This is a genomic window from Deferribacterota bacterium (assembly GCA_034189185.1).
In the GTDB taxonomy this organism is placed as follows: domain Bacteria; phylum Chrysiogenota; class Deferribacteres; order Deferribacterales; family UBA228; genus UBA228.
In genome coordinates this window covers 1-18,402 of record JAXHVM010000023.1, presented here as the reverse complement: position 1 = coordinate 18,402, position 18,402 = coordinate 1, and the positions used below count along the sequence as shown (strand labels likewise).

Genomic DNA, 18,402 nt, shown 5'->3' with positions numbered 1-18,402 from the left:
CTTTTTTAAAATTATAAACAACTTTTTATTTAAGTCAATAACAATATTTAATTAAACTTGGGAGCTATCAAAAAATCTATATAGCATCAAAAAAATTGTAATCTCTGTTATCTAGGATATTCTGATATAAATTACTATTACAAATCTTAAAGAATAATCTTGCAGCTTACTTATATACAAAATTAATTTTGCTTGACATAACATTTCTTTATAATATAGTTTTAATAATTTATTAATATATTTAGGAGGTTCCTATGTTAAAAAACAGATTTGTATTATTTTTCCTATCACTTTTTGCAATATTTACAATGAGCCATGCAATATCTTATTGCCAGCAGATGGGCTCCGGCCAAGTAATTGGAAAAAGCTCTGATGTAACATGGAAGCTTTTTGGAAATCTAAAGATATATCCAACTAATGGTGCTAACATAGACTTTAATGGCAATGACACAGATATGGCCTGGATATTAGATGAGAGTGGTACAATGGATCACAATAGCATCAGAGCGGAAGCAAGATTAGGTTTTGATGTTACAGGAGCAAATTTTAATTTTATGTCGATTTTAGAAGGTGACTTTGTATTAAATGCTAATAACACTGATAGGGGATCAGGTCAACCTATGGGTCAAGCAAATAATGGTATGTCAGGCGAAGATTTTGGCATAGAGAAATTGGAGGCGGGATATGATTTCTCATATTTAAACCTACCTGTTAGGCTATCTGCAGGTTGGAATGATAAATTTTTAGATAGAACTGGCGGACTATTGTATGGTGATGATCACCCCTTTGTTGGACTCAATGGCACGGTAAAAAATGTGGACTATATGTTTCTATACATAACTATATTAGATGATATTAGTCTAGAAGATGGTGAACAACCTATATGGGATGCAGATGATTTAGATTGGAGGGTTTATACTCTAAAGCTCACCTTTCATTTACCTTTTTTAGATGCTAAATTTAGCCCCTTCTATGCATATAGCGATAATAACAACAAAAATGCAAATGTTCACTATATAGGCTTTGAAACTTATGGTAAATATAATATATTTATACCAAGAGCTGAATTTATCTATGCAACAGGTGATAAAGATGGTCTCAATGGTATGAACAATGTTGATATAAGTGCCTTTGCAAGTTTTCTATCTTTAGAGGCAGATATAAAGGAATATTTTATCCCCTACATAGGTACTTATTTTCTCTCAGGGGACGGTGATGCCGATGATGGAAAAATACATGCATTTAATGCAATTACTAACAATGCGAGATATAGTGAGGTATTTGGGATGGAGAATGCTTTCATTCACAGATGGTCACCGGTTCTAGGCTCTACATTGTATTCAAATTCTCCTGAAATGCTAGGAGGAGAGGGTTCTGGTTATGGTGGCTTAAGTGCGACAAGTTCAGCAAATAGCCCTGGTATGATAACTGCTGGAATAGGGGCAAAAGGTAAAATAGGTAAATTTAACTATAAATCACAATTTCAATATTTACTTTTTGCAAGCACTGGAGCACTTGAAGACTACTACGGTAAGGATGATATAGACAATGAAATGGGTATAATGTGGGATACAAATTTAACATACCATTTCTCAAATCATTTCTCAATTGGAGATACTTTTACTGTTTTTTCACCTGGTGATGGATACCAGGATATATGGGGAAGCGACTATGATGAAACAGCATTCTTAAACACTGTAGAGTTTGTTTGGAGTTTCTAATATGAAAAAATGCTTATTTATTTCCATTATATTTATAAGTTTTTTAAGTTATTCTGCATTATCAGCCGCAAACAAGCAAATTTATATGGATCTTATAGATCATATAAAAAATATTTATAATGAGAGTGAAGGTGAGACTTTTAATATCTTAAATTTTTATCAAAATAAACTACTAATCGAAAAAAATGGGGATATCCAAATAGGTAGCGAATTATTAATCTATAATAAAGTAAAGGATATCCCCTATTATCTAACTGATCCTATTAATGTTGCAATAATTAGAGATAAGTTAAAAGAGGGTTATGTAGCAGAGTGTATTAAAAAAATGGATAAAACTAAGAAATCACTAATAGCTTCCTATCCAGTAGATCCAATTATCTATATATCTAAAAAAGATGCCTATGATCACAGTGAACTAATAAATTTACTTGTTAAAAGCGGATTTATTGTAAATGAAATTGATAAAGCCGAAAGAAAAAAAGATATAAAAAATTATGGTATTTTATTAGAGATCAACAATTACAATGGTCATATAGAGTTTACTACTAGGTCTCTATATTTTGGAAATATATTATATAGATACCATCCTACCCCAAAAGCAAAACTGACTACTAAACACAAAGGAGTAACTCCAACAATAGTAAAAACTGATAATAGTTATACAGAAGACTATAGGGCAAGGAAAAAAATATATAAATTACCTAATGATTATTATAGATTTAGGATAGCTAATATAGATAACAAGGATGATGAGGAATTTATATTTCTAAGCTCTAACAATTTAGTAATTTACAAATTTGAACAGGGCAAATTTAAATTTTATACAGAATATAAGTTTAAAGATAACAATTTAGTGCCAGTACAATTATATACAATGGATGTAAATGCCGATAACAAAGAAGAAATAATCTTTACAACAGGAAGGGAGGTTGAAGTTTTTGGTTTTCAAGACACAGAAATAACCTCTACTATACTATCATATAAAAAAGGATCTTTAAGCCCAATAAGCGAAAAGATTTCTTACTACCTAAGAGTTATTGAAAACACAAAAGGTGAAAAGATCCTGCTTGGTCAGAAAAAAGGAGAATATAAGCCTTATGAAGGTGATATTTTACTCTTTAGTTGGGATAAAAATAATAATAATAAACTTATCAATAGAGGTGTATATAAGCAAGCTAAAAATATATATTCTATCTATCAGTTTAATTTTCTACCCAATAATATAGATAGAGTTGCTATACTTGAACCATCTAATCATATAAGGGTATACGACCTAATAACATCAAAACCTGTAAATACGCTTGAGATAAGTTTTGGTGATTTTAATATACTTCCAATAAAGATTAAATTAAAGGAAATTAAATATTTAGGGGGATTTGATAGAAAAATCACTTACAAAGAGTTTTATGCTCCAAGAAGATATGAGCTAAAACATAATATAAACAACCAGATATTTACAATTAGAAAGAGCACAACAAGTCAATTTTTTGATTTTACTAAAATGTCATTAAAGGGTGAACCAAAAGACAATATAGTAGCTGTCAGATTTGAAAACAATTACTTAAATATAGAATGGCAATCAAATGATATATATAACGAAATACTTGATTTTGCATTTTCTAATATTAAAGATAGCCCACTTTTATATATACTTGTAAAAACCTTAGATGGATATGGTATAATGCAAATAGGGTAACACCAATCAGCATATATATTAAATATATTCTATTTTATTAAAATCCATCCTGGTAATTCGCCAAAGATAACATCAAATACAGGTACTACTAAAATAAATGTTAAAATAATAACAAATATAATACCAATAATATTTAACCAAAAACCATTTTTAGCCATTTGTGGTATCGTAATATATCCAGAACCATATACAATGGCATTAGGAGGGGTAGCTACGGGAAGCATAAAAGCACATGATGCTGATATTGCAGCAGGAATGAGCAAGAGCAAAGGATTTTCCCCAAGTCCTATTGCAACAGCTGCCAATATTGGCATTAACATAGCAGTAGTTGCAGTGTTAGAGGTCATCTCCGTAAGAAAAATTACAAGTGTTGTTACTGCTAATAATAACAACCATAAAGGAGCTCCTGCTAAAAGTCCTACCTGTGAAGCAATCCATTTAGCAAGCTCAGTATCCCTTATACCAACCGCCATTGATAGCCCTCCACCAAACAATATCAGTACACCCCATGGTAATTTATTAGCCCACTCCCAATTCATAGTAAATATATTTTCATTTAATCTAATGGGGATTAAAAACAACAGTATTGCACCTGTTATTGCAATCGAACCATCGCTTATCATAGAGGGCTCAGGAAAAAACATACAAATCTGCTTTCTAAATATCCAAGAAAGTGCAGTTAACCCAAAAATTATAGCAGTATATTTTTCTCCCTTATTCATTCTACCTATTTTATTTAACTCATCTCTTATAATCTCTCTACCACCAGGTATTTTTTTTAAAGCGATAGGATTTATCATCATCAAGATGAGCCATATTGTTGGAATCATAATTAAAACTAAAGGTACCCCAACAAAAAGCCATTTATAAAAAGTTATCTGAAATCCATAGGTTTCATTTAAAAACCCTGCAAGTATAGCATTTGGTGGTGTGCCAATAAGTGTAGCAATACCACCAACAGATGCACTATAAGCGATCCCCAACATGAGATTAGTCCCAAAATTAAATTTTCCTAGTCTAAAATCAATCTTTTTATCAATGCCTTCTTTCTTCCCCTCTTCAACTACATGAAATATAATAGCAAGGCCTATTGGAAGCATCATAACTGTTGTTGCTGTATTTGAAACAAAAGCTGACAAACCAGCTGTTGCTATCATAAAACCCAACATAAGTCTCCTTGGTGAATAGCCAATTAGTCTAATTGTATTTAAGGCAATACGCCTATGTAGATTCCATCTCTGCATAGATAAGGCTATAATAAATCCCCCCATATATAGAAATATTATATCACTAGCATAGGGCACGCCTGCCTTCTTTACACCCATAATACCAAATGCTGGCATCAAAACCAAAGGCAACAAGCTAGTTGCTGGGATAGGAATAGATTCACATATCCACCAAGTTGCCATTAATATTGCAATAGCAGCCATTTTTTGAGCCTCATAAGTCATATCGGCAGGTTTTGGCATAATAAGGATTAAAAAAAACAATAGAGGGCCCAAAACCAAGCCAATCTTTTGTCTTAGGCTATACTCTGCCTCACCTTCATTATTATCATAATAACCACTGCCACCACCTTTATCATTGTTATTATTATTAAAACCCGTATCACCCCCGTTTTTTTGTGAAGCAAAATACAGATTAGAGCTTAAAATATCCTTCATAGTTAATGAACAAGTCAAGAGCTTTGGAATAAATAAAAACATTCTTTTAATTTTAAAATGTTCACTCCATAAAAAAGACATTAACTGATTATTCATATAAAACCCCTAAATTAATAATATATAGATACAATATAACTAAATTATAGATGCTTATAAAATTATTTTAGACAATAGTCATTGTTAAATCAACAAAATATATTGAATTTTTATATTAGAAAATATATATCTCAAAAAAGATGTTTTCTAAATTATCATTAAAAATAAGCAAAAAAAATAATCTCACATTTATATTACTAATAATCTTTACAATTATTATATCATTAATTGAGTTTATTGGAATCTCAGCTATTATACCCTTTATCAATATCATTACAAATGATTCAATAATTTATACAAATAAATATCTATATTATATCTATAATAAATTTGGTTTTAGTTCCAAAGAATCATTTATAATTGTATTTGGCATATTACTTGTACTATATTTTTTATTAAGGGGGATATTAAACGTTCTTCATCAATATTTAACAGCAAAATACGCTTACAGACAGTATTACAGAATGGCAGAGAAACTCTTTATCCGTTATATTAATCTAAAATACCAAGATTTTCGTTCATTAACAACTTCTACAATTAATAGATCAATAGTAAATGAGGCTATTAATAGCTCACAATATGATATCTCATTACTTACTATTGTTTCCGAAATTTTTATAGTACTTTTATTATATTCTTTATTAATATATTTTAATTTTAAGGTAACTATATTTATTACAATATTTTTTGGTCTGTTGATTGCTTTTTTATTTAGGTATATCTCAAGAAAAACTAAAGAAGCAAGTAGAATACGATCAAGGAATATAAAAAATATTTACAATGTTATATCTAATACTGTATTTAACTTTAAAATTATAAAGACTATTTCGGTTGAGCAATCTCTACATACAAAGTTTATAAACCACATTAATGCAATAGCTAATGTCTATACCCTTACCAGAACACTTAATAATATACCTAGATTGTTTTTAGAAACATTAGGTTTTAGTGTGATAATTATATTTTTTTTATATATTCTTTATTTCAATAAGGGAAATCTAAGCTATGCAATTACATTTGTTTCAGTCTATGTTATTGCTCTATATAGAATGTTACCCTCATTTACGAGAATTCTCTCAAACTACAATACCTTACAATTCAACAGCAGATCAAAAGAGATAATTAAAGCTGAATTAAATAGACCAGTAGAGCTACTTGGTAATAACGATATCACTTTTAATCATAGTATAGACATTATAAATATTAGCTTTTCTTATTCAAAGAATAAGCCTATTTTAAAAAATGTTAATATGCATATTAAAAAGGGCGATAAGGTTGGCATTATTGGTGAGAGTGGCATTGGGAAAAGTACATTATTAGATATATTAATGGGGTTTTTAAAGCCTACCAAAGGAAATATTTTAATTGATAATGTAGAGCTCAGTGAAGAAAATCTTATATCTTGGAGAAAAAAAGTAGGCTATATACCACAACATATATATCTACTAAATGATACAATAAAAAATAATATACTATTTGGCAGAAAACTAGATAACGATAAACTAGATTTAGTTATAAAACAAGCAAGGATATCACACCTAATGAAACATGGAGACTCTATTGTAGGTGAAGGCGGTTTAAAACTAAGTGGCGGGGAACGACAAAGAATAGCTATCGCAAGAGCATTATATGGTAACCCAGAAGTTATAATAATGGATGAAGCAACAAGTGCTTTAGACTTTGATATTGAAAATAAAATATTGGAAGATTTATTTAGGGAGTGTTTCGATAAAACAATATTTATTGTCACCCATAGGATAAATACTATTCAAAAATGTAATAAAATCTATAGAATTATAGATACTAAAGTTATATTATTATAATCAAAATACTTTGGATTGATAACATGGAGATATATAAAAGACCTTCAGGACTTTCAAGAGAAAAGATATTACCCCTTAACTCTAACAATAAATTAAGGGAGCAATATAAAATAATAGAAGGCAATATTTTGGGTAATTTTCGTTTTGGTCTTCTTTTGGAAGAGCTTGATATTTTAGCTGGTGAAACAGCAAATCTCTATGTTGCTCAATTCTACAACAATGCAAGGATTGTAACTGCAGCAATAGATCAAATACTTTTAAGAGATGTATTTAGAATAGATGAAGATATAATACTAAAATCAAGGGTAAATTACGTGGGCACCACTTCTATGGAAATAGGTATAAGGATTGAACAAATAATTAATAACAAGAATATACATATAGCAACATGTTATTTTACAATGGTTGCAAGACTTGGGAATATAGATAACGACTATGGCGCTAAACTACCCCCTCTTGAGTATGTAGAAGATTTAGATAAAGTTAGAGCACAAAATGCAATCAAAAGAAAAAAGAGATATTTAAAGGAACAAAAAAATACCGCAACATCATTAGACCCAAAAGAATTTGAGAATTTATTTTCTCTTTATTATAAAAGCAAAAAAGAAGATGGTAATATATTCATTGGAGACACTATAATTGAAAGCTGGGAGAGAACCTATCCAGAGCACAAAAATCCAAACCAAACTATATTTGGAGGTTATTTAGCAAGGAAAGCTTATGAGCTTTCATCTATCTGTTCAGATACTGCATCAACCAATAGATCTTTAATTGGGGCTGTTAACAGAATTAATTTTTTCTATCCTGTTTTAATTGGCGATAAATTAAAATATACAAGTAAGATTGTGGATACTACCGGCCCTTACATATCTATTGAATCAAATATCTATAAAATACCGAGGGGTGAAAAAAATATATCAGCCTTAACAAACTCATGTTTCTTTACCTTTATAAATGTTGATGATAAACTAAAACCTATTGATGCCATCAAGGTTTATCCCTATACTCTTGAAGATTGTATAAAAACAACAATTGCTAAGCGCAATCTAAAATTGATTATGGAAGAATCCTCTCCATTACTTATAAAAGATCTTTGCTAAAATGATTATTCGGGTATTACAACTAATATTAAAAACATAGATCATTCTATGATACTTATAACAGGTGGTTCTGGTTTTATTGGAAGATATTTTATTCAATCACTACACAACAGTCATGAAATAATCAATCTAGATATTAAAAAACCAGATTTTAAAAGTAACGCTTATCATATAAAAGGTAATATTAAAGATTTAAATAATTTTGATAGTTTACCTAAATATATAGATACAATTATTCATTTAGCTGCTGAACACAAAGATATAGGAATAAGCGATAAAGAATATTTCAATGTTAACAAAGGTGGGACAAAAAATATTATTAACTTTGCAGTAAAGAGGAATGTAAATAATATAGTATTTTTCTCAACAGCTGCAGTTTATGGCAACTATTTCTCAGGGGTTAATGAAAAATGCCCATTAAAATGTGAAACACCCTACAGTAAAAGTAAATTAGAAGCCGAAAGATCATTGATATCTTGGGCAAAAAAAGAAAAAAAAAGAAGATTAGTTATCTTAAGGCCCTCAGTAGTAATTGGACCCCACAACTATGCAAATATGTTTTTATTGATAAAACAGATTGATAAAGGTCCCTTTATAAGAATAGGAAAGGGAAAGAATATTAAATCACTAGCATATGTGCAAAATATTGTTGACTTTACTATCTATTTACTAAATGAAAACAAAGAAAATGTAAGCATCTTTAACTATGCAGATGAGCCCCACCTTACAACTAAAGAAATTATTGATATAATTGCCCATTCTCTAGGAAAAAAGAAAAGCCTTTCCCTGCCCTTTCCTATTGTTTATAGCTTTGGGATTATTTTTGACCTATTTAGTTCGTTATTTAATATAAAAACCCCTATAAACATAAAAAGAATAATAAAAATATGCAATGAAACATACTTAAAGGCTGAAAGTATTAAACTTACAGCCTTTAAGCCAAAATACACAAGTATTGATGGGCTAAAGCTAATGGTCAAATGGTATAAAAATTATATATCATAATATAGCATAAATTCATATGGATGTGGCCTCATGTTTACTTCTCTAGCCTCACTATTTCTTTTATAATTAACCCATGTTGCAACCACATCCTCTGTAAACACATCACCCCTTAATAGAAATTCATAATCTTTCTCTAACTGATCTAAAGCCTCATCTAAACTTGCAGGCATCTTTGGTATATTAGATAACTCAATAGGATCTAGGTCATAAAGATTTTTATCCATTGGCTCACCAGGATCGATCTTGTTTAAAATACCATCAATACCTGCCATAAGCATTGAAGTAAAAGCAAGATAGGCATTACATGAAGCATCAGGAAATCTAACCTCAATCCTTTTTGCTTTAGGTGAAGGTGAATACATAGGTATTCTTATTGACGCACTCCTGTTCCTTGATGAATAGGCAATGTTGACAGGAGCCTCAAAACCAGGGACTAGCCTTTTATATGAGTTTGTCGTTGGATTTGTAAAAGCAGCTATTGCACCTGCATGTTTAATAATTCCACCAATATAATATAGAGCTATTTCACTCAAGCCTGCATACTCATCTCCTGCAAAAATAGGATCACCATCCTTCCATAGTGATTGATGGGTATGCATGCCATTTCCATTATCTCCAAACATAGGCTTTGGCATAAATGTTGCTGTTTTATTATGCTTTAATGCAATATTTTTCACAATATATTTACACAATAATAAATTATCAGCTATATTTACTAATGAATCATATTTCATATCGATCTCACACTGCCCACCTGTGGCAACCTCATGATGATGAGCCTCCGTAATAATGCCCATATCTTCCATACACATAGCCATCTCACTTCTTAGATTCATTAATGTATCGTGAGGTGGAACTGGGAAATACCCCTCCTTATGTCTTATCTTATAAGCAAGATTTGGATTTTCATCTTTACCTGTATTCCATTGCCCTTCTACAGAGTCAAAATAATAAAAACTGTTATTTGGATAACAAGCAAATTGAACGTTATCAAAGACAAAAAACTCAGTCTCAGGCCCAAAATAAGCAGTATCAGCAATACCAGTACTCTTTAAATAATTTTCAGCCTTCTTTGCGATATACCTAGGGTCTTTGACATATGGTTCTTTTGTTATTGGATCATTAACGCTGCATATTAATATTAATGTGGGAATTGTTGTAAAGGGGTCAATTTTGGCTGTTTGTGGGTCAGGCAATAATATCATATCACTTAGATTTATTGATTGCCAAGCCCTTATACTTGATCCATCAAAACCAATGCCTTCTTCAAAAACATCTGCATTTATTTCATGTGCAGGCAAACTACAGTGTTGCCATAAACCGATAAAATCATTAAATCTCAGATCGATTATTTTAATCTCTTTCTCTTTAATTAAAGCTAAAATTTCTTCAATTGTCATTATTTGCCTCCTCTATAAAGCATTTTCTCCTTTTTCTCCAGTTCTTATCCTAATAATCTCATCTATTGGAACCACAAATATCTTGCCATCCCCAATTCTACCAGTTTTGGCAGACTCCAAAATAGCCTCGATTACGTCATCTACCAGCTTATCAGAAACAACTATCTCTATCTTTATCTTTGGAATAAAGTCTATCACGTATTCTGCACCTCTATATAGCTCCGTATGGCCTTTTTGTCTACCATAACCTTTTACCTCAGTTACAGTTAGGCCAGAGATTCCTAACTCAGTTAATTTCTCTTTTACATCATCTAACTTAAAAGGTTTAATAATAGCGACAATCTTCTTCATAATAACTCCTTATAATAGTTATATAACAATTTATATGCCAAAACTAATTGCAGGAAATTAAGCATAAACTCTCTCATTATGATTAATAATATATCATACTATGATTAATAATTATTCAAAGTCTATTTATTATAACTTACACTTAATTTCAATATATTTTTCGTATCTTTATAAATTCAGCTATGCTTTTATTTTCTTTATCTATTTTTAAAACAACCCCGTTGATAAGCCTTCTTCCACTTTTTTCAACTTCAAATTTAGTAGGCATTGATGTTAGAAATTTTTTAATACTGCCTTCTTTTTCCATCCCTATTACAGAATCCAGAGATCCACACATCCCAACATCAGATATATAATAAGTACCCAAAGGAAAACGTCTGTCATCGTTAGTCTGTACATGTGTATGGGTTCCTAAAACAGCAGACGCTCTACCATCAACATAGTGACAAAAAGCATTTTTTTCGCTTGTTGCCTCTGCATGGAAATCTACAATTATAATATTATCACTTATATCACTGAAAATTTCATTAAACTTCCTAAAGGGGCAATCCACAATGGGCATAAATACTCTACCTAATAAATTAACAAAGGAAATTTTTAATTTATTAAAATAAAATGTTTTAACTCCTACCCCCGGCGTCCCTAAGGGATAATTTGCGGGTCTTAACAATAGTTGAAATTGAGGAATAAATTCAATAATCTCTTTCCTATCCCAAATATGATTTCCAGAGGTCATTATATTTATACCCATACCCTCCATCTCTTGATAAAGGTTTTCATTTAGCCCAAAACCATTCGCGAGATTTTCAACATTCGCCCCTACGAAGTCTATGTTATATTCCTCTTTTATTATATTTAATTCACGTTCTAATAAGTTTCTTCCAACACTCCCAATGATATCACCTAAAAATAAAATATTAAAAGTATTATTTCGCATATTCAACGGCTCTCGATTCCCTTACCACTGTAACCTTAATCTGTCCAGGATAAGTTAACTCACTTTCAATCTTCTTTGATATCTCCTTTGATAATACTACTGCCATGCTATCGCTAACCCTATCAGGCTCAACAATAATCCTCACTTCCCTTCCAGCTTGTATAGCATAACTCTTTGATACACCCTCAAAAGAAGATGCGATTTTTTCCAGGTTCTCTAATCTCTTTATATAGGATTCTAACACCTCTCGTCTAGCACCTGGCCTTGAAGCAGATATTGCATCAGCTGCTTGAACTAAAACAGCTTCAATATATTTAAAGTCTTCATATCCATGATGTGACATAATTGCATTTAGAACAACCTCGCCTTCTCCATACTTCTTAGCAATATCATAACCTAGCTCTACATGAGTACCTTCAACATCTTGATCAACAGCCTTTCCTATATCATGAAGCAGTCCGGCTCTAATAGCTAATTTCCTATCAGCGCCAATCTCAGCAGCCATTATACCAGCTATCTTTGCAACTTCAATTGAATGGGCAAGCGCATTTTGTCCATAGCTAGATCTATACTTTAATCTTCCAATTAATCTAACTATTTCTTTATGTACATTATTTATGCCCAATTCAAAGATTACTTCTTCACCGGTCTCTATAATCTCTTTTTCTATTTCCTTCTTACTTTTTTCATACATCTCTTCAATACGTGCAGGATGAATTCTACCATCGGCTATAAGTTTTGTTAATGTAAGAGAAGCAATAGCCCTTCTAAATGGATCATAAGAAGAGATAATAACCGCTTCTGGCGTATCATCAACTATAATATCAACACATGTTATATTTTCAAAGGTTCTGATATTTCTACCCTCTCTTCCAATAATTCTTCCTTTCATTTCATCATTAGGCAAGTTAACAACAGAGACTGCAATCTCTCCAACATAATCTGATGCAATCCTTTGAATAGATGTGGCGATAATATTTCTTGCCTTTTTCTCAGCAGCCCTATTTGTCTCTTCCTCAATCTCCCTTATATACTTTGCAGACTCTAATTTTGCCTCATCAATCATCTTTTCAACTAACATCTCTTTGGCTTCCTCTCTCGTCATATTTGCTGCCTTTTCTATCTCTTTTATATATTCAGTTCTTAACCTTTCAAATTCTTTCTCCCTTTCTTCTAGTATTTTATTTGCTTTCTCATATTCTAATATATTTTTATCTAATTCTTCTTCCTTCTTTTGTAAAATATCCTGTTTTCTATCTAATGCATCTTCTTTTTGAATAAGTCTTTTTTCATGCTGATTCAATTCCTTTTTAATCTGCTTTTCCTCTTTATCTAATTCCTGTTTAGTTTGAAACATTAATTCTTTTGATTTTATCTCTGCTTCCTTAATAATCTCCCTAGCTTCCCTTTTGGCATTTTCAATAATGTCGTTAGCATATTTATTTTGCAACAACTCTCTTTTTAACTGTATTTTTCTATATGTTAAAATTGAAACAAATGCCACTAAAGCAATAACAGCTACTATAACAATTAACTCACCCATTGCTACCTCCTATAATTTTTTTCTCTGTTATCACAAAATCTACACGCTCATCCAAATCATCAGCGGGTATACTATCTAAAACCTGAAAATCATAGGCAAAAGCTATCCTAAATTTAACTTTTAAGTTTTTTAAAACCTTATCATAAAACCCAGCGCCTCTACCAAGTCTATTACCTCTTATATCATACGCCAAACCTGGAACTACTATTACATCTACTTGATCTACATTAGACCTATTCTTAGGCTCCAATATCCCATATTTGCTTAAAGCAAGCTCACTGAAATCAAATACTCTGCCAAAAGAACATATATTTTTATCATATATTGGAAGATATATAACCTTTTTTTTACTCAATAAAATATTAATTAATGGGGAAGCTTTTACTTCATTATCCTTTTCACAATATAAAATAAAGGAGAAATATTTATCAAAATAATGCAAAAATCTTTCAACAATTTGCTGGCTAATATTATCTACATACTCCTTTGTTAAGTTATTTCTTTTAATATTTATTATCTTTCTCAACTGCTCTTTATTCATAGTTTTTAATATTGGACCAAAGCCTTTTTAATCTATTATAAAATTTTACCTCAAAACCATCATTTGAAGGTTTGTAAAAAATAGTATTACTATCTATATAATTTTGAACAACAAAACCACCATAATCAAAAGGATATTTATAGCCCTTAGAAAAATGCTTAATATTATCTGGGGGTAAAGGATTGTTATTCATTAGATATTTTTTTGCCTCTTTATAAGCAACATATGAGCTATTACTTTTTGGGCAAGATGCGAGAAATGTTATAATATGAGCAATAATTATAGCACCTTCAGGCATACCAACCTTTTCAAATGATTCATACCCTGAATTTGCAATTATCAAAGCATCGGGGTATGCATTGCCTATGTCTTCTGATGCTGATATCAAAAGCCTTCTTAAAATTACCTCTGGGGATATCCCGCATTCAATAAGCTTAAAAGCCCATAATAGAGCCCCATCAGGATCAGAGCCTCTTATGCTTTTTATAAGAGCTGATAACAAATCATAATACTCATCGTCAGTAAAGGTTTTATTACATATTTGTGAGCTTATCTTTTCAGATCTAATATATAACTTCTCTCTAATAAGCTCTCCTGTCAAAAAGGCTGCCTCAATTATATTTAAAAACCTCCTTACATCACCATTAGAATTTATCGCGATATTATGCAAATCTTTCTCACTTATTATTATATCATCTATATTTGGATTTTTGTTTAGCCAGAACAACTTAGCCTTTCTATAGATCTTTATTAAATCATCCTCCTTTAAAGGGTAAAATTCAAAAATAAAACTCCTTGATCTAAGAGCTGGTATCAAGCTAAAGTAGGGATTTTCAGTAGAGGTAAAAATTAACTTTCCATTGAAATTGTCAATAAAATCCAGAAGAAATCCTTGTTGGGCTTTATTAAACTGATGTATTTCATCAATAATCAACAAGAGTTTTCCTCTCAAATGAGGACTCATTAATTTTTTTATATCATTTACACTTGTTGTAGCGGCATGCACCTTATAAAATGTATAATCTAAATATCCACTAATAAGTTTTGCAGCAGTGGTCTTTCCTGTTCCAGTTGGGCCATAAAAGCATAAGGAATCAAAGTCACGACTATTAATTAAATTATATAGTAATGAAGAATTTCCAAAAAGGTGTTTTTGCCCCAATATATCATCTATATTATTTATTATTAATCCCTTTTCTAATATCATTATTAATCCTTACAAAAAACCCCCGCAATACCGTGTGTAAAGTTTGTTTGCAGCCCTGGTTTACCAGGATATGAGGAATCATGGTTGCTTTAGGCCCCCTGTGTTAATTAACAGGTCCGCACACCACAACCAAATCATCCTCTTTTAAAGAGGTGTTGGCTCCAAACTACCTCCACAATCACGAGTATTGCAGGGGTTTTATGCCTGTATAACTTCTAATTTACTATTTAGTTCATCAATTATTTTATTACTATTTTCTAACTCATTCTTTAACTTAATATAATCAGCAGTTATATTAAAAGCTGTCAGTACAGCAATCTTTGAGGTTGTCAAAATATTAGAATGCTTCTCAACTTCTCTCATCTTGGTGTTTAGATAATCTGCAACTTCCTTTACCAGCTCATCATCTTCGTCAGTTCTCAACCTGTATTTATCACCATATATTATTACTTCTCTTACCTTCACTTGCTCAACACCTCTTTAAGGTATTTTGTTTATCAGCTCTTCAATCCTTTTTTTTATCTCATCTCTCTCCTGCCTTAATCTCTTATTTTCTTCTTCAAGCTCGTTTTTATATTTTTCCAATTCATCCCTTTCTGAAGATAACTTTTTATAATCATCAAAAAGTTTTGTTATTTTATCATTAAGTACACTTAAGCTCTCTATTAAACTCATAATCTTATAATTAAAATTTATACTAATAACTAATAAAAGTCAACAAATCTATTATTGTGATTAATTTAATTTAAGTTTTAGATTAATATTTTAGTGAAATTAACTTTTAAAAAATTTAATATTTATTCATATATTCTTTAAAAATATCATAAATTTTATTATTTACGTTATCACTTTTCTCTAGTTTATTTGCAAAATAAATTATCTTATTAAAAATACTATCTGTAATATGATGATGATTTTTGACAGCTTGAACAACATCTTCAGAAACACCCCATTTTTTTAATATATATGCTCCAATCTCCATATGGGTATAACCTATTTGTTTTTTTTCGTCATCATATGATTTTACTGGAGCATATAAATAATCAACTATAAATACTTTACCAATATCATGCATTAAGCCTGCTAAAAAGAGAGAATTATTTTTTAAATATTTATAAGATTTGCCCACTCTTAAAGAAATATTTGCAACATTATATGAGTGCATCCATAAACGCAAACCACTTTCATTATACAAGTAGAAATCTTTTTCATAGAAAGCTTTAATTGATATTGAAAAGACAACCCTTTTAATCTCATTTAAACCCAACAAAACTATACATCTGTCAATTGAGTCTATACGTGTGGGTACTGCATATAATGGGGAGTTTACAAACCTAAGAAGAGCTGCTGTTAATCCTTGGTCCTTTTTTATATTGTTAACAACTTTTTTTAATGAATCATAATCATTATCATCTATATTTATTATCTCAAAAACAGTCTTAGGAAGTGCTGGTATTTTCTTTGAGTCAGATAATATTTCATCGATTATATTTTTTTTACGCATTATAGATATTATATTTTATGAAATATAAAATATGAATAAAAAATTTATATCAAACAAATAATTAATGATTTTACATATAATTATAAATTTCATAACAATTATATTACAAAACAAATATATATTGATAACCTGTTATGGGAATATATAATTATTTAAATCCAATAAATAATGGAAAATCTTTTCTCTCAAATTTTTACTTATCAAATGTTTTAAAGTTTAAGCCTTATAAAAGTAGACACAACGTATATTTAGAGAATAGCAGATATATTATCAAAACAGCCGAAAATAATAGTGAACTTATTAGTGCTTTAGCTATAAGATATTCTGTATTTAAAAGAGAGATACTAAATAAAAGTAATATTATAAAGCTTGATATTGATAAATTTGATAAGAAATGTGACCACATAATTGTATATTCAAAGGATTGTGGTAAAATTGTTGGTACATATAGAATAAACCTTAATCCTAAAAGACTTTATTCAGCTAAAGAATTTAATATCAAGAATATAATTAAATTAAATGGTAGAATAGCTGAGCTTGGCAGAGCCTGCATACTCAAAGAGCATAGAAAAGGGATAGTTTTAAAGTTGCTTTGGAAAGGTATAAAATCATATATAGAAAAACAAAACATAGAATATATATTTGGTTGTTCTAGTGTATTTATAAATGACATATATAAAATAAATGAAATTTTCAAATATTTTGAAAAAAATAATTATTTATATTCAAAATTTCTTGCAAAACCAAAACATAAATTCAGATTAAATAATTTTGAAAGCATCTACAATAATATCAATAATAATGTAACGCCTTCAACAATACATCTAATCCCTGATCTTCTGAAATATTATTTACGCCTTGGTGCAAAGGTATGTAGCTATCCTGCTTTTGATAAAAATTTTAATTGTGTAGATTTTTTAACTATTATAGAATATACCAACATAAAAAATAGCAAAGTAACCTTCATTAAAAAATTGTGAAATATCCTATAAAAATAATTGTTGTACTAAGTATCTTAATATTATTTCTCATTAGTGCTTCTATAATATCTGTGACAGCTAAAGACAAATACAAAAAAATAAATAGAAAAATTAGAAACACATCTATATTTGCAAGATTATTAGTTAAAATATGTAATATAAATATTATCTCAGATATAAAAAAACTAAAAAATGATAACGCCAACCTTTTTGTTTCAAACCATTTGTCATATCTAGATATTTTATGCATTGCAGCAGTAATTCCTGTATCCTTTATTTCCACTAAGGAAGTAGAACATTCACCTCTTTTAGGTTTATTTGCTAAAGCAGCGGGTTCAATCTTTATTGAAAGAAGAAATAAAAAGAAATTATTATCTGATATTGAACAAATCAAAAATATTTTAAATGCTAATTTGAACTTACATCTATTTCCAGAAGGAACGACAACAAAGGGTCAAATGCTACCATTTAAGAGCTCTTTTTTTAAGTTGGCAGAAAATTCAACAATAAACATAAAAAATATATGTATAAAATATACTAAAATAAATGATAAGCCAGTAAATAGTGCAAATGGCGACCTTGTTTTTTATTATGGTGATATGACTTTTTGGAGACATTTTTTTAATTTTCTCAAGATTAAAAAACTTAATATTGAGCTCCTCTATGCAGGAGAGTTAAAAAACTTAAGAGGTAGAAAAGAAATAGCTATAAAATCATATAATCAAATTAAAACAATATATAATCAATAAAACAAAATATTCAATATGTTATAATTACTTCTCACTAATATAGACAATTTATTTAAATAATATGTTTTTAATTTATATTTAAATA

At 29.8% G+C, this 18,402-nt stretch carries 17 protein-coding genes and 1 other RNA gene; 7 read left to right on the top strand and 11 right to left on the bottom strand.

What is annotated here, in order from left to right; all coding sequences use genetic code 11:
• The first annotated feature begins 254 nt into the window (after positions 1-254).
• Complete coding sequence (locus SVN78_03040; GenBank protein ID MDY6820581.1) at positions 255-1,721, top strand: hypothetical protein; 1,467 nt, start codon at positions 255-257, stop codon at positions 1,719-1,721.
• A gap of 1 nt (position 1,722) precedes the next feature.
• Positions 1,723-3,417 carry a hypothetical protein gene (locus SVN78_03035; protein MDY6820580.1) on the top strand — a complete coding sequence of 565 codons (1,695 nt, stop codon included), beginning with the start codon at positions 1,723-1,725 and terminating at the stop codon, positions 3,415-3,417.
• Between the two features lie 29 nt (positions 3,418-3,446).
• On the opposite strand, the gene SVN78_03030 is transcribed toward SVN78_03035, so the two are convergent.
• Positions 3,447-5,177, bottom strand: a complete 1,731-nt coding sequence (locus SVN78_03030; GenBank protein MDY6820579.1) for a DASS family sodium-coupled anion symporter — start codon at positions 5,175-5,177, stop codon at positions 3,447-3,449.
• Positions 5,178-5,317: 140 nt separating this feature from the next.
• Here SVN78_03030 and SVN78_03025 point away from each other — a divergent pair, with 140 nt between their 5' ends.
• From SVN78_03025 to SVN78_03015, 3 genes are read left to right on the top strand one after another with little or no spacing between them, the layout of a single operon-like run.
• Complete coding sequence (locus tag SVN78_03025; protein ID MDY6820578.1) at positions 5,318-7,000, top strand: ABC transporter ATP-binding protein; 1,683 nt, start codon at positions 5,318-5,320, stop codon at positions 6,998-7,000.
• Between the two features lie 23 nt (positions 7,001-7,023).
• On the top strand, positions 7,024-8,100 hold the full coding sequence (locus SVN78_03020; protein ID MDY6820577.1) for an acyl-CoA thioesterase: 1,077 nt from the start codon (positions 7,024-7,026) through the stop codon (positions 8,098-8,100).
• A 48-nt stretch (positions 8,101-8,148) separates the two neighbouring features.
• Entirely contained in the window at positions 8,149-9,105 is a 957-nt protein-coding gene (locus SVN78_03015) for an NAD(P)-dependent oxidoreductase (protein MDY6820576.1), read from the top strand.
• Here the strand turns inward: SVN78_03015 and glnA are convergent.
• The 10 genes from glnA to SVN78_02965 form a co-directional block, all read right to left on the bottom strand.
• Entirely contained in the window at positions 9,093-10,505 is a 1,413-nt protein-coding gene (gene glnA, locus SVN78_03010) for a type I glutamate--ammonia ligase (GenBank protein ID MDY6820575.1), read from the bottom strand. The two genes, SVN78_03015 and glnA, sit on opposite strands and share 13 nt — an antisense overlap.
• Positions 10,506-10,517: 12 nt before the next feature.
• On the bottom strand, positions 10,518-10,856 hold the full coding sequence (locus tag SVN78_03005; protein ID MDY6820574.1) for a P-II family nitrogen regulator: 339 nt from the start codon (positions 10,854-10,856) through the stop codon (positions 10,518-10,520).
• 148 nt (positions 10,857-11,004) lie between these two features.
• Complete coding sequence (locus SVN78_03000; protein MDY6820573.1) at positions 11,005-11,793, bottom strand: TIGR00282 family metallophosphoesterase; 789 nt, start codon at positions 11,791-11,793, stop codon at positions 11,005-11,007.
• Positions 11,783-13,336 (bottom strand): ribonuclease Y, encoded by a 1,554-nt coding sequence (gene rny, locus SVN78_02995; GenBank protein ID MDY6820572.1) that lies wholly within the window; start codon positions 13,334-13,336, stop codon positions 11,783-11,785. Before rny ends, SVN78_03000 begins: the two co-directional genes overlap by 11 nt.
• Positions 13,329-13,877 carry a 5-formyltetrahydrofolate cyclo-ligase gene (locus SVN78_02990; GenBank protein MDY6820571.1) on the bottom strand — a complete coding sequence of 183 codons (549 nt, stop codon included), beginning with the start codon at positions 13,875-13,877 and terminating at the stop codon, positions 13,329-13,331. The genes rny and SVN78_02990 overlap by 8 nt, the downstream gene beginning before the upstream one ends.
• On the bottom strand, positions 13,870-15,084 hold the full coding sequence (locus SVN78_02985) for an AAA family ATPase (protein ID MDY6820570.1): 1,215 nt from the start codon (positions 15,082-15,084) through the stop codon (positions 13,870-13,872). The genes SVN78_02990 and SVN78_02985 overlap by 8 nt, the downstream gene beginning before the upstream one ends.
• Before the next feature lie 15 nt (positions 15,085-15,099).
• A non-coding RNA gene (ssrS, locus tag SVN78_02980) (6S RNA) lies at positions 15,100-15,283 on the bottom strand.
• On the bottom strand, positions 15,283-15,549 hold the full coding sequence (locus SVN78_02975; GenBank protein MDY6820569.1) for a cell division protein ZapA: 267 nt from the start codon (positions 15,547-15,549) through the stop codon (positions 15,283-15,285). Before SVN78_02975 ends, ssrS begins: the two co-directional genes overlap by 1 nt.
• A 15-nt stretch (positions 15,550-15,564) precedes the next feature.
• Positions 15,565-15,759, bottom strand: coding sequence for a cell division protein ZapB (gene zapB, locus SVN78_02970; GenBank protein ID MDY6820568.1), 195 nt, complete (start codon positions 15,757-15,759; stop codon positions 15,565-15,567).
• A gap of 115 nt (positions 15,760-15,874) precedes the next feature.
• Entirely contained in the window at positions 15,875-16,588 is a 714-nt protein-coding gene (locus tag SVN78_02965) for an HDOD domain-containing protein (protein MDY6820567.1), read from the bottom strand.
• A gap of 134 nt (positions 16,589-16,722) precedes the next feature.
• On the opposite strand from SVN78_02965, the gene SVN78_02960 reads away from it, so the two are divergent.
• Positions 16,723-17,568, top strand: coding sequence for a GNAT family N-acyltransferase (locus SVN78_02960; GenBank protein MDY6820566.1), 846 nt, complete (start codon positions 16,723-16,725; stop codon positions 17,566-17,568).
• Positions 17,569-17,639: 71 nt separating this feature from the next.
• Positions 17,640-18,317 (top strand): lysophospholipid acyltransferase family protein, encoded by a 678-nt coding sequence (locus tag SVN78_02955; GenBank protein ID MDY6820565.1) that lies wholly within the window; start codon positions 17,640-17,642, stop codon positions 18,315-18,317.
• Positions 18,318-18,402 lie beyond the last annotated feature (85 nt).